Raw genomic sequence first — 14,111 nt, 5'->3', positions numbered from 1 at the left:
ACGAAAAACGCCGGCCAGCGGCCGGCGTCTGCCTGCGCGCCAGACGATCACGCGCGGCGACGGGCCATGAAGCCGATCAGACCGAGACCGGCCAGCAACATGGCGTAGGTTTCGGGTTCCGGCACCGGTGCGGCAAAGGAGGTCATGCCAGGACTCGCCACGGCACCGCTGAGCGACTGGTACGACCCTTCGACGTCGCCGACCGACGACAGCACCCACAGCGTCGCATCGTTGGCACCCAGTGCCGCTGCCGTGGCGGCGCGGCCGCTGGCGTTCTGGGTGCGCGGGCCGCCGATGGTTGCATCACCGTAGGCCAGCCGATCGACCAGCGAACCGTCGCCATCGAACAGGTTCAGTTCATCGGCGCGGCCGATGTTGTTGGTGTAGCCACCGAGCACCTTGACGCTGTCGGCGAGGCTCCAGTCGAGACGGAAGGTCGCTGCTTCGGTTTCGGTGATGACGACCGATTCGCCTGCGCCGACCAGACCAAAGCCGCTGAGGCTGAACACACCGGGTGTCCGGCTGTCGTCGTCATAGCTCCAGCCGGTGAAATCGACCGCCGAGGTACCCAGGTTGGTGAATTCGATGAATTCACCGCTGCCGCCCGAGTACATCCATTCGGTGATGCGGACATCTGCCTGGGCCTGCGATGCGAAACCTGCGACGAGCAGTGCGGCGAGAAGCTTGTTCATGGTGTGACCTCCTTGTTGGATTGAACGAATCAGATAAGACGACGGCGGGCGGCGGCGCCGATCAGGCCGAGACCGGCCAGCAGCAGCGCCCAGCTTTCGGGTTCGGGAACGGCGGCAATCGGCGCCAGCACGTAAAGGCGCGGGGTTTCTCCGACGATGTAGATGACTCCATTGCCGTCTATCGTCACGCCTTCGGCGTCTTCGGCGATGGCGGAGAAATCGAACTGGCTCAGCACTTCGCCGCTGCGCGTGACTTCCATCAGGCGCGGCGTTTCCTGGCTGTAGATGAGCAGGTTGTCCTGGTCGGCGGTACCACGCAGCGACATGACAGTGGTCAGCGTCTGCACGTCGGACAGGTCCAGCGTGTCGAACAGTCGTGCGAACTGATTCGCCGGCGGCACCAGCTCGGTCACGGTGGCAATGCCTGTCGTGAAATCGAGTGCCGCGTCATACACGGCTTGCGGCGTCTTTTCCTTCACGATGATGAAGCGGCCGCTCAGCGGGTCGTATGACAGGCCTTCCAGCCCCACATTGCCGACCGTCGGCCCGACCGACACCGCAGGCGTTGCGTTGCGACCGATCGCGCCCCCCGCGGTGTAGCTGAAGCGATAGACGTCCTGCAGGCGTTCCTCGACGAGAACGAACTGCCCGTTGCCGACATAGCTCAGCCCCTCGGTGTCGTCGAAGCCGAACAGGTTCATCGAACTGATCAGCTGGCCTTGCTTGTTCACCTCGACGACATAGTCGCCTTCGTCGCCGAGGACGAACAGCGTGTCGCTATCCCAGTTCCAGGTCACCGCCGACGCTTCGGACGCCTGGACCGACGGCAGGTCGTAGGTGGCGACCAGACGGTAGTCGGCAAGATCGAGCGAATTGATGGCGGCCGATGCGGAGCCCGTAGCGATCAAGGCAAAGGCGGCCGCGAGATGGGAGCGGAACATGGAAAGACACCGGGACACAGGAAAGAGCCCGGACGGTGACGCAGGGTTGTTGCCGGTTGATGAAGGCGAATAGTCTTTTCGGACTACTTTGCGCGAAAGGTGGCAGACCCGTGCATGGCTCGCTGCCTTAGACGGCGACGACCCAGGATCAATCGGATTGCGGAGTCGCCGCCTCGACCGGTGACGTGGCGTCGACAGTTTTTACAGCACGCATGCGCTCACGCTGCACACAACAGAAATTCATTTCCGAATCATCAACTTACTGTTTCGGCTCATTATTTGCATTTAAATTGATGCAGTGGTTGATCAACTACAAAAAGGATGATTTCCGTGACTCGATGCATTTCGCTCCTTCGCGCACTCACTGTCGCACTTGTCGCTGGCGGCGTCATGCAGGCCCAGGCCGCCACGCTGGCTGGCAGCTACACCGCTGACGACAGCCTGAAGATCTACCTGTCCGCCGATCTGACGGCCACGCTTGACGAACTGGTCACGACCAAGTCGTCATCGTGGGGGCCGACCGAATCGTTCTCCGGTTTTGCGCTGGCGCCGGGGCAGAGCGTCTATCTGCTGGTCGAGGCCTACAACGTCAGCGGGCCGGCGATGTTCGTCGGCAATTTCGACATCACCGGCGACGGCTTCACGTTCGCCAACGGCACTACCTCTTTGCTGACGAACACGCTGGACTGGACGGTCGGCGAAACCGGCTTTGCCAGCGCCACCGCGCAGCCGGTGTCGCTCGGCGCGAACGCACCCGGATTGCAGATCTGGGGGCAGCGTGCGTCTATCGACGCAGAGGCCGAAGCGATCTGGGCCTACTACGCGGACTGGTCGGCAGGTCGCACCGGATCGGCCTTTTTCGTCACGCAGATCACCGCGGTACCCGAACCGTCAGCCGGCGGCCTGTTCGTCGCCGGTCTGGCCGCCGTCGGCTTCGCGTTGCGACGCAGCCGTCGCAGCTGAGTCCGTCGCTACCGCGTCGTCGTCTGCCTCCTGGCCGAAGGCGGTCGCGAACGCGCCGGCTTCGATGCCGTGTTCGGTCAGCCAGCGCACAAGCGGCTGAACATGGCCATGGGTGACGATGACGCGCGAGGCGCCGGTGGCGCCGATGGCACTCAGCAGCCCGGGCCAGTCGGCGTGGTCCGACATCACCAGACCGCGATCGACGCCGCGCCGCCGGCGCGCGCCGCGCACCTGCATCCAGCCTGATGCGAAGCAGTCGGCGTAGTCGCCGAAGCGCTTCATCCACGGCGTGGACTGCGCCGACGGCGGTGCGATGACCAGCGCACGGCGCAGCGCCGCGGCGTCCAGACCGTCCGACACCATGGCGGTGGCGGGCAGGGCGATGCCGCTGTCGCGGTAGGCGCGGTTCAGCGCCTCGACCGCGCCGTGGCACACGATCGGGCCGATCGCCGGATCGAGGCCGGCGAGGATGCGCTGCGACTTGCCGAAGGCGTAGGCGAACACCACGCTGGCGCGCCCGGCGTCGGCATTGCCGCGCCACCATTCGTTCAGTTCGGCCAGCAGCGCGTCCTGTGCCGGCCAGCGGTAGATCGGCAGGCCGAAGGTGGACTCGGTGATGAAGGCATGCGCCCGCACCGGCTCGAACGCCGTGCAGGTCGCGTCCGGCTCGAGCTTGTAGTCACCCGAGGCGACCCACACTTCGCCGGCGACTTCGACCCTGACCTGCGCCGAACCGAGCACATGGCCGGCCGGATGCAGCGACACGGCGGCATCCCCTATATGCATGCGCTCGCCGTACGTCAGTGTCTGCAATGCGATGTCGCCCAGCCGTGCGCGCAGCACCCGCTCGCCTTCGGCACTGGCGAGATAGCGACGGTGACCGGTGCGCGCATGGTCGGCGTGGGCATGGGTGATGACGGCGCGATCCACCGGTCGCCACGGGTCGATGTAGAAATCGCCGGCCGGGCAATAAAGCCCTTCCGGGCGCAGGGTGATGAGATCGTGACGCATGGTGGCGATGGTATCGTTCGCTTCATGAGCGTGATGCCCGATCACAAGTTCCTGCGCGAACACAGCCGGCTGCTGGCCGAGAGCTTCGAGCGCCTGACCGGCCAGCGGCTGCCGTCGGATTCGCTCACGCTGTACAACGCGCACTTCGCCCTGGTGTCTCACGGCACCCAGACGGATCCGGTATTCAATTACGCCAACCTGTTCGCACAGCGACTGTTTGGCTACCCGTGGGACGAATTCGTCACGCTGCCGTCGCGCCTGTCGGCGCGTGAGCCGGAACGCGACGAGCGGGCCCGACTGCTCGAAATGGTGACCCAGCAGGGCTACATCAGCGACTACTGCGGGGTGCGGGTGCGCCGCGACGGCACGCTGTTCCGCATCAGCCACGCCACGGTGTGGAAGGTGCTCGATGCCGACGGCCAGTTCTGCGGACAGGCGGCGATGTTTTCGGAAGTCGAGGAGTTGCAGTGAGCAGCACCGACAGCAGCCCGCATCCGCTGGTCGAAGCGTTGGGCGAGCGGCACGCGCGCTGGACGTCGATCCGGCGCGACCTGCATGCGCACCCGGAACTGGCTTATGAGGAAACGCGCACCGCCGCCATCGTGGCGCGCACGCTGCGCGCGTCCGGAATCGAAGTGCATGAGGGCATCGGCCGCACCGGCGTGGTCGGTGTGCTGCGCGCCGGCCACAGCAAGGCGACCATCGGCCTGCGCGCCGACATGGACGCGCTGCCGATGACCGAACAGAACACCTTCGCCCATCGCTCGACCCATACCGGACGCATGCACGGCTGCGGTCACGACGGCCATACCGCGATGCTGCTGGCGGCGGCCGAATATCTGGCGGCGACCCGCTGTTTCGACGGTACGGTGAATTTCATCTTCCAGCCGGCCGAGGAGGGCAGGGGCGGCGCGGCGGCGATGATCGCCGACGGCCTGTTCGAGCGTTTTCCGATGCAGTCTGTGTTCGGCCTGCACAACTGGCCGGGTCTGCCGGTCGGCGAAATGGCGGTGCATGACGGACCAGCCATGGCCAGCAGCGACGAGATCGAAATCGTCATCGAAGGTCGCGGCGCGCATGCCGCGATGCCGCATCTGGGCGCCGATCCGGTACTGGCTGGCTCGGCCATCGTGCAGGCGCTGCAGTCCATCGTGTCGCGCACCGTATCGCCGGTCGACTGCGGAGTCGTCAGCATCACGCAGTTCCATGCCGGCGAGGCCTACAACGTCATTCCGCAGTCGGCCACGCTGCGCGGCACGGCGCGCGCGTTTTCGCCCGAGGTGCGCGACCAGCTCGAAGCGGGCATCCGCCGTGTGGCTGAGGGTGTGGCGGCGGCGCACGGCGTGACGGCTGCGGTCAGCTATCGGCGCGGTTATCCGCCGACCGTGAACAGCCCGGCCGAGGCCGCGTTCTGCGCGGCCGTGGGGCGTGAGCTGCTGGGCGACGCCTGCGTGCGCACCGACTACCCGCCGAGCATGGGAGCGGAGGATTTTGCCTACATGCTCGAATGCAAGCCCGGTTGCTACATCTGGCTCGGCAATGGTGGCGGGCCGGATGCCGGATCGCGCCCGGGCCATGAAGAAGGCGGCGGCTGCATGCTGCACAACCCGCGCTACGACTTCAACGATGCGGTCATTCCGCTCGGCGTGGCTTACTGGACACGTCTGGTCGAGCGCTTCCTGCAGCCGGAGTGACACCGTCGGAACCCGACCGCGGCGTGCGTGCGTCAGCCGTGTCTGGGTGCGCCCAGCAACACCAGTTCGGCTTCCTCGTGCGGTTCGTACAGCCGCGAGCGGGTCAGGAAGCGGATGCCTTCCGGTGATTCGATCGAAAAGCCGGCGCCCCGTCCGGGCACCGCGTCGATGATCAGATGGGTGTGCTGCCAGTACTCGAACTGCGATTCGCTCATCCAGAACGGCATGCCGCCGATCTCGCCCAATTGCACATCGGAACTGCCGAGCGTGAATTCTCCCTGCGGGTAGCACATCGGCGCACTGCCGTCGCAGCAGCCGCCTGACTGATGAAACATCAGCGGGCCATGTTTGCGCGCCAACCGGTCTATCCAGTCCAGCGCCAGCGGTGTTGCAGAGACGCGGGTCACCATGATGTTCCCTCGCAAAACATGAAGTTGAATCGAGATATACGATTCAATTTCATGATTAATAATGATTTGTATGGATGATACGGTGCCGGATGAACAAAGAGGCGGACGATCTGCACCGTCCGCCCCGTCACGTCACGTCGGGGTCACCTTGCCGCAGCGACCCGGATCTGCCTGCCCGCTTGTCGGATCAGAAGAATCCGAGCGCCTTCGTCGAGTAGCTGACCAGCAGGTTCTTGGTCTGCTGGTAGTGGTCCAGCATCATCTTGTGGTTTTCGCGGCCGATGCCCGATTGCTTGTAGCCGCCGAACGCGGCATGCGCCGGGTAGAGGTGGTAGCAGTTTGTCCACACCCGGCCCGCCTTGATTTCGCGGCCCATGCGGTAGCTGCGATGCACCGAGCGCGACCATACGCCGGCGCCCAGGCCGTACAGCGTGTCGTTGGCCATGGCCAGCGCGTCGGCTTCGTCCTTGAAGGTGGTCAGTGCCAGCACCGGCCCGAAGATTTCTTCCTGGAACACGCGCATCTTGTTGTGCCCCTTCAGCACGGTCGGCTGGATGTAGTAGCCGCCCGCTTCCGCTTCCTTGCGCACGCCACCGCCGGTCAGCACCTCCGCGCCTTCCTGGCGACCGATGTCGATGTAGGACAGGATCTTTTCGTGCTGGTCGGAACTGGCCTGGGCGCCGATCATGGTGTCGGTGTCCAGCGGATGACCGCCGCGCACCATGTTCACGCGGGCAATGGCGCGCTCGATGAACTTGTCAGCAATGTTTTCCTGGACCAGCGCGCGGCTCGGGCAGGTGCACACTTCACCCTGGTTCAGCGAAAACATCGCGAAACCTTCGAGGCACTTGTCGAAGTAGTCGTCGTCGGCGTCCATCACGTCGTCGAAGAACACATTCGGCGACTTGCCACCCAGTTCCACGGTCGAGGGGATTATGTTCTGGGAAGCATATTGCATGATCAGTCGCCCGGTCGTAGTTTCCCCGGTGAAGGCGATCTTGGCGATGCGCTTGTTGGTGGCGAGCGGCTTGCCGGCTTCGATACCGAAACCGTTGACGATGTTCAGGATGCCCGGCGGCAGCAGGTCCTGGATCAGTTCGATCAGCACCAGCAGGCTGACCGGGGTCTGTTCCGCCGGCTTCATCACGATGCAGTTGCCCGCAGCCAGAGCCGGTGCGATTTTCCATGCAGCCATGAGGATCGGGAAGTTCCACGGAATGATCTGGCCGACAACGCCCAGCGGTTCATGGAAATGGTAGGCGACGGTGGTTTCGTCGATTTCCGACAGCGCGCCTTCCTGTGCCCGGATGCAGCTGGCGAAGTAGCGGAAGTGGTCGATGGCGAGCGGGATGTCGGCCGCCAGGGTTTCTCGCACCGGTTTGCCGTTTTCCCAGGTTTCGGCGACGGCCAGCAGTTCGAGGTTGGCTTCGAGGCGGTCGGCGATCCGGAACAGCACGGCGGCGCGTTGCGCAGGCGCCGTGCGGGCCCAGCCTTCGCGCGCCTTGTGGGCGGCGTCGAGCGCCAGTTCGATGTCGGCGGCCTGCGAGCGGGCGACCTGGCAGAACACCTTGCCGGTGACCGGTGTCGTATTGTCGAAGTACTGCCCTTCGACCGGTGGCACCCACTCGCCGCCGATGAAATTGTCGTAGCGGGCCTTGAAAGTGAGTTTGGAACCGGGTTGACCGGGGTCGGCGTAGCGCATTATCTGTCTCCTCGAATGATCGGTTGCCCTGCGGCCGACGTCGAATGCGCGGCACAAGAACACAGGGTCGACCCGCACGTTAGTCCGTGCGGGGTAGGTATCCGGTAGGTGGAGGAGGCATATGAACAATACGTCTGGCCGTCTGGCAGATCGCCGGCGGCGCATCGAATCGCTGCGCCGCGGTGAGCGCAGCGCCGGCGAGAACATCGTCGTGGTCGGCATGGACATCGCCGGCTCATGGCAACGATCGCGGGAAGCCGTGTCCGAAACCTGCTCGGCGGCGCCGCTCGACGACACCGCACCGGACTGGACCGGCTCGGCCTATGGTCAGGCGCTGGTCGCCTGCGTCGACGAACTGGAAACGGTGGCGATCGAAAGCGGCATGGTGGCGGCGGTCAGCGACGCCGATGGCCGCCTGCTGTGGACCGGCTGCAGCCGCAGCATGCGCAACCGCGCCGAGCGCGTGCACTTCGTGCCCGGCGGCCGCTGGGACGAACGTTCGGTCGGCACCAATGCGCTGGCGCTGGCGTTGCGTCATCGCCGTCCGGCCAGCGTGTTTTCGGCCGAACATTTCATGCCGGCGGTGCAGGACTGGGTGTGCTATGCCGCGCCGGTGCGTGACACGATCAGCGGCGAGGTGATGGGCGTGGTCGACCTGTCGACTACCTGGAACCGCCATTCGCCGCTGGCGCTCCATGCGGTCGAGCGTTTCGCCGAGCGGGTGTCGCAGGCCCTGCAAGGGGTCAGCCAGGCGCCGGTGCTGCGCCTGCGCATGCTCGGCACACCGCAGGCCTCGATGCACGGCAAGCTGCTGGCGCTATCGCCGCGGCAGATGGAAATCCTCTGCCTGCTGGCACTGCATCCGGAGGGCATGGATCTGGAACGGTTGCACGCGGCCATCTACGGTGACCGCACGGTCGGTGTGGCCACGCTTAAGACCGAAGTGTCGCAGTTGCGCGAACGGCTTGGCGGGGCGATCGGCTCGCGCCCGTACCGCCTGCTGGTGAACTGGCAGGCCGATTTCATGGATCTGGAGCAGGCGCTGAATGCCGGTCGGGTCGAGGCCGCACTGGCCGGCTATCGCGGCGACTTTCTGCCGCGCACCGAAAGTCCGCTGCTGCGCACCTGGCGCGACTGCCTCGAATCACGGCTGTCGGACGCCATCTTCCGCATCGACGACCCGGACCTGCTGCTGACCCATCTCGGTCAGTCGCCCGAAGCGGTCGATGCCGTCGAGCGGCTGGTCGAACTGTTGCCGGGCGACCATCCGGTGCGCGCGCGGCTGCTGCAGACCCGCGACAGCGAGCGCTGACGGGAGCGGCGGGTCAGGCGCCGAACAGCAGGCGTCCGGCCTCCGGCACGTCGTATTCGACCCCGGCCTCGTCCAGCGTGTAACCGCTCAGGCCCTGCGTCCGCGCCCGCCAGTCCGGCTGGCGCAGCAGGCTGCCCAGCACGTCCAGCGTACGGCGCGAGGCCGGGCCGTCGCGCAGCGCCAGAAAGTACATTTCCTCGAACAGCGGCAGGAACTCCAGGCCCAGCCGTCGCGCGAAGGCCTCGAGGCCCAGGCCCGCATCCGCCTCGTCACTGGCGATCAGCGCCGCCACCGCGGCATGGGTGTGCTCTTCGTCACCCTCGTTCAATGCCCGCGTATCAAGTCCGGCCTGGCGCGCCAGCTGGTCGAATGCGAGCCGCGTGCCGGCGCCGGGCTGGCGATGCACGAAGCGCAGGTCGGCACGCGACAGATCGCTCAGCCCGCGCACGCTCCTCGGATTGCCGCGGGCGAGGATCAGACCTTGCGTGCGGCGCGCGAAACCGAGCAGACGCAGCCGCGGCAAGCCGTGCTGCGCCAGGTAGAGCGTCCAGATGTCGCGCCCCAGTTCGCCGATCGGGCAGTGGAAGCCGGCGATGTCGCAGCGGCGTGCCGCCAGCGCGAGCAGCGATTCCAGGCTGCCATGCGTGCTCAAGGTCGCGCTGCCGCCGTCGTGGCGCAGCTGGCGAATCAGGTCGTTCAGCAGCGGATCATGGCTGGCGGCGATGCGCATCGCACCTGCGACAGCACCGGATGATTGCCGCGGCAGAGCGCGCATCGGCTGGCTGGCCATGTGCAGCGCGGCAGCAAGCGACTGCCGGGCATCGCGGTCAACCGCCAGCAGCTGGCGGGCAAAGTCGTCCAGCGTCGAGCCGCTGGCACGAGCGGTCGAAATCAGCGTCTGGCCGAAGTAAACCTGCCAGGCATTGATCAGCCCCCACGCGTTGCGATACGACAGCCCGTTCTGGCGCGCGGCGCCGGCGATCGAGCCGGTCGCCTCGATGGCCGCGAGCAGCGACAGCAGCCGGCCGATGCCGGCCGGTGCATCCGGACCGAAATCCCACTCGATACCGAGCCGCGGCGTATTTACGGCAATCTCGGACATATAGGAAACCTCAAGGTAGAGCGATAGCTTACGGAATCTTATGTGTTTCCGAATGCAGATAATGGGTTTTCACTGGCGGAGCCCCCCCACCCGGCCGCGGATCACGGCCGCAGCCCGCAGGCCATGAGCACACTCACCGAAAGCTTCCTGACCGCCGGCGGACTGATGCTCGCCGGCGATCCGCAACTGCTGGGCATCGTGACGCTCAGCCTGCAGGTCAGCCTGAGCGCGGTATTTCTTGCGTCCTGCCTCGGCCTGCCGATCGGTGCAGCCGTGGCGGTCGGCCGTTTTCCCGGTCGCAAGCCGCTGACCGTCATCCTGAACGGCCTGATGGGGCTGCCGCCGGTGGTCATCGGGCTGCTGGTCTACCTGCTGCTGTCGCGCGCCGGCCCGCTCGGCTCATTCGGCCTGCTGTTCACGCCGACCGCGATGGTGATCGCGCAGGTGGTGCTGATCACCCCCATCGTCGCCGCGCTGTCGCGCCAGATCGTTGCCGATGCCTGGCGCGACTACGAAGAACAGCTGCGCTCGCTCGGCGCCTCGACGCCGCGCGCCGCCTTCACCCTGCTGGTCGATACCCGCTTCTCGCTCAGCACCGCAGTGCTGGCCGGACTCGGCCGGGCGGTGGCGGAGGTCGGTGCGGTGATGATCGTCGGCGGCAACATCGACGGCGTCACCCGCGTCATGACCACCAGCATTGCGCTCGAAACCAGCAAGGGCGACCTGCCGCTGGCGCTGGCGCTCGGTTTCATCCTGATTGCCATCGTGCTGCTGCTCAATGCGCTGGCGCACGCGGTGCGGGAATGGGCGGTACGGCGCCATGGCTGACGCGCTGCTGACCCTCGATGCACTGCGCTACGACGCCGGCGGCCGCACGCTCATCCGCGACGTGTCGCTGCGTATCGAAGCAGGGCGGCGCACGCTCATCCTCGGCCCCAACGGCGCCGGCAAGAGCGTGCTGATGCGCCTGATGCACGGGCTGATCGAACCGAGCGCCGGCCGCATCCTGTGGAATGGCGGCAGCGGCCGCCCGGCGCAGGCCATGGTGTTCCAGCGGCCGGTCATGCTGCGGCGCAGTGTGCTCGACAACGTCATCTATGCGCTCGATCTGGCCGGCGTTCCGGCGGCCGCCCGCCGCGCGCGCGCGCTCGACGTGCTTGAGCGCGTCGGTCTGACCGCGCTGGCCGACCGGCCGGCGCGCGTGCTGTCTGGCGGCGAGCAGCAGCGCGCCGCGCTGGCGCGCGCCTGGGCACTGCGCCCGCGCGTGCTGTTCCTCGACGAGCCGACCGCCAGTCTCGATCCCGGTGCAGCGGCCGAAGTCGAGCGGCTGATCCGCGTCATCGCCGACGAAGGCTGCAGCATCGTAATGGTCACCCATCATCTCGGTCAGGCGCGTCGCCTGGCCGACGACATCGTGTTCGTCGACGCCGGCCGCATCACCGAACACACGCCGGTCGCTGAATTTTTTGCGTCACCACGCTCGGCCGAAGCCGGGAATTACCTCAGAGGAGAGCTCTCATGGACCTGATCCGCCGTTCCTTCATCGCCTCCGCAGTGGCTGCCGCCATCGTCATGGGCGCGCCATTCGCCAGCGCAGCCGACCGCTTCATCACCGTGTCGTCGACCACCTCGACCGAACAGTCCGGCCTGTTCAAACACCTGCTGCCGGTGTTTCAGGCGAAGACCGGCATCGAGGTGCGCGTGGTTGCGCTCGGCACCGGCCAGGCGCTGGACATGGCGCGCCGCGGCGACGCCGACGTCGTGTTCGTGCATGACAAGGCGGCGGAGGAGAAATTCATCGCCGAAGGCTTCGGCGTTAAGCGTCAGGAGGTCATGTACAACGATTTCATCCTGGTCGGTCCGACGTCGGACCCGGCGAAAGTCGGTGGTGGCAAGGACATCACCGAAGCGCTGAAAGGCATCCAGGCGGCGCAGGCACCGTTCGTGTCGCGCGGCGACAAGAGCGGCACGCACGCCGCGGAACTGCGGCTGTGGAAGGCGGCCGGCATCGACCTGGACGCGGTGAAGGGCGCGTGGTACCGCGACACCGGCTCCGGAATGGGTCCGGCACTGAACACCGCCGCGTCGATGAACGCCTACATCCTGGCCGACCGCGGCACCTGGCTGTCGTTCAAGAACCGCGCCGACCTGACCGTATCGGTCGAAGGCGACAAACGCCTGTTCAACCAGTACGGCGTGATCCTGGTCAATCCGGACAAGCATCCGCACGTGAAGAGGGCCGACGGCCAGGCCTTCATCGACTGGGTGGTGTCCGCCGAAGGCCAGACCGCCATCGCCGGCTACAGGATCGACGGCCAGCAGCTGTTCTTCCCGAATGCGGTGAAGTAGGGGGCTGCAGGTGCCGGGCACGGGTGTTGGGCATCGCTGCGCTCACCCCAACCTGCGTGTGGGTGCGAAGGTCGGAGAGGTGAGTGTTGGGCATCGCTGCGCTCACCCCAACCTACAGTGGGTTCCGACACGTGCCAGGCGGGTATCGGGCATCGCCGCGCGCGGCCCTACCGAGGTTGAGCAGGGCGGTGGGTTTAGTAGGTTGGGGTGAGCGCAGCGATGCCCAACACATCACTCGACTTGGCCGCACCCAACGTCGCGCCGGTCGCGCATCCAGCCCAGACCGGCCTCCGTATCGCCTGCAGGAATGTATTCGGCGCTGACCCAGCCGGTGTAGCCGATGCGATCGAGCCAGTCGAACAGGAAGGGGTAATTGATTTCGCCGCTGCCCGGTTCGTGGCGACCGGGGTTGTCGGCGATCTGCACGTGGCCGATGCGTGCGCGTTCGCGTTGCAGCGTGCGGGCGAGGTCGCCTTCCATGATCTGCATGTGATAGACGTCGTACTGCAGCTTCACATTCGGCTCGCCGACCCGTTCGATCAGCGCCAGCGTGTCATCCGAACGGTTCAGCAGGAAGCCGGGCATGTCGCGTGTATTGATCGGTTCGACCATCAGTTCGATGCCCTCGCGCGACAGTGCGCGCGCGGCAAAGCGCAGGTTGCGTTCCATGATGGCCAGCAGTTCCGCACGGTCTGAATCGTCCGGCGCCAGCCCGGCCAGGCAGTTGATGCGCCGGCAACCCAGCACGCGCGCGTAGTCGAGCGCGTGCGCCACACCCGCTTCGAATTCTTCCACCCGGTCGGGCAGGCAGGCGATGCCGCGTTCGCCGGCCGACCAGTTGCCGGGGGGCAGGTTGAACAGCACCTGTTCGAGCCGATGCGCGAGCAGTTCAGCCGCAAGTACGTCGGCCGGCACGGCATACGGAAAGTGGCATTCGACGCCGCTGAAGCCGGCGCGCGCAGCCGCGGCATAGCGCCCGACGAAGGGCTGTTCCGTGAACAGCAGTGACAGGTTGGCGCAGAAGCGGGGCATGTGACGTCAATCCGGGTGAGGCGATGATTCTAATTGGCGGCGGACATGCGTTGTCCTGTCGCGCGGAGTATCTTCTGAGGCTTCGCATTTTTTTCGCCCGGTCCCGTTCATGCCCGCTCACATCACACATGGCGATGATCCGCATGCCCTCGCGGAATGCATCGCCACGCATGACTTCTGCTTCCTGCCGGCCGATCACACGAAAAACGGTCTGGCCAGCCTCGAAGCGGGCTGGAACAGTGACTGGGAAAGGTTTGCCGCCAGTTGGGGCTCGCTGGAGCGCGATACCTACATGGCTGACGGCGGCCGCTACCGGCGCCGTCGCTACGCGGTACTGAGCGCGCCGGCCGACAGTCTCGACGCAGTGCTCGAAGCACATCAGCCGCATTATCAAAGCCTCGACTACAACAACCTGAATGGTGGCGTCGCACGCCATTTCGCGCCGATCGCACCCGAGGTGATGCAGGGCGCAACCATGCAGACCGCGATCCGGCTTGGTCTCGGCGTGTTCCAGCGCCTGCATCCGGGTACCGCGGCGCACATCGAGGTGCACCAGTTCCGCATCGAGGCGCTGCCCGATGGCGCCGGCAAGCCGACGCCGGAAGGCGTGCACCGCGACGGCGTCGATTTCGTGCTGGTGATGATGGTGCGGCGAGAAAACGTCGAAAGCGGCACGACCGAAATCTTCTCGCCCGAAGGCGACCCGCTGGACAGCTTCACGCTGACCGCGCCGTGCGATGCGGCGCTGGTGAATGACCAGCGCGCGCTGCACGGCGTCACACCCATCCATCCGCTGGACCCGTCGAAACCGGCCTGGCGGGATGTTCTGGTGGTGACCTACCGACGCGCGATGCGCTGAAGCCGCCCCTCGCGCGCTGCCTGATCGGCCAGCGGGCGAGCAGG

General features: G+C 66.1%; 15 protein-coding genes. 8 read left to right on the top strand and 7 right to left on the bottom strand.

What is annotated here, in order from left to right; genetic code table 11:
- Nucleotides 1-47 precede the first annotated feature (47 nt).
- Nucleotides 48-692: a lamin tail domain-containing protein gene (locus BSY238_RS17530; RefSeq protein ID WP_069040278.1), complete on the bottom strand. Its 645-nt coding sequence runs from the start codon at nt 690-692 to the stop codon at nt 48-50.
- A 29-nt stretch (nt 693-721) separates the two neighbouring features.
- The gene (locus tag BSY238_RS17525) at nt 722-1,633 is read right to left on the bottom strand and encodes an SdiA-regulated domain-containing protein (protein WP_069040277.1); all 912 of its coding nucleotides are present in this window, start codon (nt 1,631-1,633) and stop codon (nt 722-724) included.
- A gap of 390 nt (nt 1,634-2,023) precedes the next feature.
- Here BSY238_RS17525 and BSY238_RS17520 point away from each other — a divergent pair, with 390 nt between their 5' ends.
- A complete protein-coding gene (locus tag BSY238_RS17520) occupies nt 2,024-2,596 on the top strand; it encodes a PEP-CTERM sorting domain-containing protein (protein ID WP_223300200.1) in 573 nt (190 codons plus the stop codon).
- Here BSY238_RS17520 and BSY238_RS17515 read toward each other — a convergent pair.
- Nucleotides 2,525-3,607, bottom strand: a complete 1,083-nt coding sequence (locus BSY238_RS17515; RefSeq protein WP_069040275.1) for a ligase-associated DNA damage response exonuclease — start codon at nt 3,605-3,607, stop codon at nt 2,525-2,527. The two genes, BSY238_RS17520 and BSY238_RS17515, sit on opposite strands and share 72 nt — an antisense overlap.
- Nucleotides 3,608-3,631: 24 nt before the next feature.
- Between BSY238_RS17515 and BSY238_RS17510 the strand changes: the two genes are divergently transcribed.
- Nucleotides 3,632-4,078, top strand: coding sequence for an MEKHLA domain-containing protein (locus tag BSY238_RS17510; protein WP_069040787.1), 447 nt, complete (start codon nt 3,632-3,634; stop codon nt 4,076-4,078).
- Nucleotides 4,075-5,301: a M20 aminoacylase family protein gene (locus BSY238_RS17505; RefSeq protein WP_069040274.1), complete on the top strand. Its 1,227-nt coding sequence runs from the start codon at nt 4,075-4,077 to the stop codon at nt 5,299-5,301. Before BSY238_RS17510 ends, BSY238_RS17505 begins: the two co-directional genes overlap by 4 nt.
- 32 nt (nt 5,302-5,333) lie before the next feature.
- Here BSY238_RS17505 and BSY238_RS17500 read toward each other — a convergent pair whose 3' ends face one another.
- Together BSY238_RS17500 and exaC are read right to left on the bottom strand one after the other, a co-directional pair.
- Nucleotides 5,334-5,711 (bottom strand): DUF779 domain-containing protein, encoded by a 378-nt coding sequence (locus tag BSY238_RS17500; RefSeq protein WP_069040273.1) that lies wholly within the window; start codon nt 5,709-5,711, stop codon nt 5,334-5,336.
- Between the two features lie 187 nt (nt 5,712-5,898).
- Nucleotides 5,899-7,413 (bottom strand): acetaldehyde dehydrogenase ExaC, encoded by a 1,515-nt coding sequence (gene exaC, locus BSY238_RS17495; RefSeq protein WP_069040272.1) that lies wholly within the window; start codon nt 7,411-7,413, stop codon nt 5,899-5,901.
- Between the two features lie 121 nt (nt 7,414-7,534).
- Between exaC and BSY238_RS17490 the strand changes: the two genes are divergently transcribed.
- On the top strand, nt 7,535-8,725 hold the full coding sequence (locus BSY238_RS17490; RefSeq protein WP_069040271.1) for a helix-turn-helix domain-containing protein: 1,191 nt from the start codon (nt 7,535-7,537) through the stop codon (nt 8,723-8,725).
- Nucleotides 8,726-8,738: 13 nt separating this feature from the next.
- Here the strand turns inward: BSY238_RS17490 and BSY238_RS17485 are convergent, their stop codons facing one another.
- Entirely contained in the window at nt 8,739-9,827 is a 1,089-nt protein-coding gene (locus BSY238_RS17485; RefSeq protein WP_069040270.1) for a substrate-binding domain-containing protein, read from the bottom strand.
- 123 nt (nt 9,828-9,950) lie between these two features.
- On the opposite strand from BSY238_RS17485, the gene BSY238_RS17480 reads away from it, so the two are divergent.
- The 3 genes from BSY238_RS17480 to BSY238_RS17470 are packed head-to-tail and all read left to right on the top strand — an operon-like array spanning nt 9,951 to nt 12,176.
- Nucleotides 9,951-10,655 (top strand): ABC transporter permease, encoded by a 705-nt coding sequence (locus tag BSY238_RS17480; RefSeq protein ID WP_069040269.1) that lies wholly within the window; start codon nt 9,951-9,953, stop codon nt 10,653-10,655.
- Complete coding sequence (locus BSY238_RS17475; protein WP_069040786.1) at nt 10,648-11,355, top strand: ATP-binding cassette domain-containing protein; 708 nt, start codon at nt 10,648-10,650, stop codon at nt 11,353-11,355. The genes BSY238_RS17480 and BSY238_RS17475 overlap by 8 nt, the downstream gene beginning before the upstream one ends.
- On the top strand, nt 11,346-12,176 hold the full coding sequence (locus BSY238_RS17470; RefSeq protein ID WP_069040268.1) for a substrate-binding domain-containing protein: 831 nt from the start codon (nt 11,346-11,348) through the stop codon (nt 12,174-12,176). Before BSY238_RS17475 ends, BSY238_RS17470 begins: the two co-directional genes overlap by 10 nt.
- Before the next feature lie 231 nt (nt 12,177-12,407).
- Here BSY238_RS17470 and hyi read toward each other — a convergent pair whose 3' ends face one another.
- Nucleotides 12,408-13,208, bottom strand: a complete 801-nt coding sequence (hyi, locus tag BSY238_RS17465) for a hydroxypyruvate isomerase (RefSeq protein ID WP_069040267.1) — start codon at nt 13,206-13,208, stop codon at nt 12,408-12,410.
- Nucleotides 13,209-13,317: 109 nt separating this feature from the next.
- Between hyi and BSY238_RS17460 the strand changes: the two genes are divergently transcribed.
- Entirely contained in the window at nt 13,318-14,067 is a 750-nt protein-coding gene (locus BSY238_RS17460; protein ID WP_069040266.1) for a 2OG-Fe dioxygenase family protein, read from the top strand.
- Nucleotides 14,068-14,111: the final 44 nt, after the last annotated feature.

Source organism: Methyloversatilis sp. RAC08, from assembly GCF_001713355.1.
GTDB lineage: Bacteria > Pseudomonadota > Gammaproteobacteria > Burkholderiales > Rhodocyclaceae > Methyloversatilis.
The sequence above is the reverse complement of the archived record's forward strand: the minus strand, read 5'-3'. Positions and strand labels throughout refer to the sequence as shown.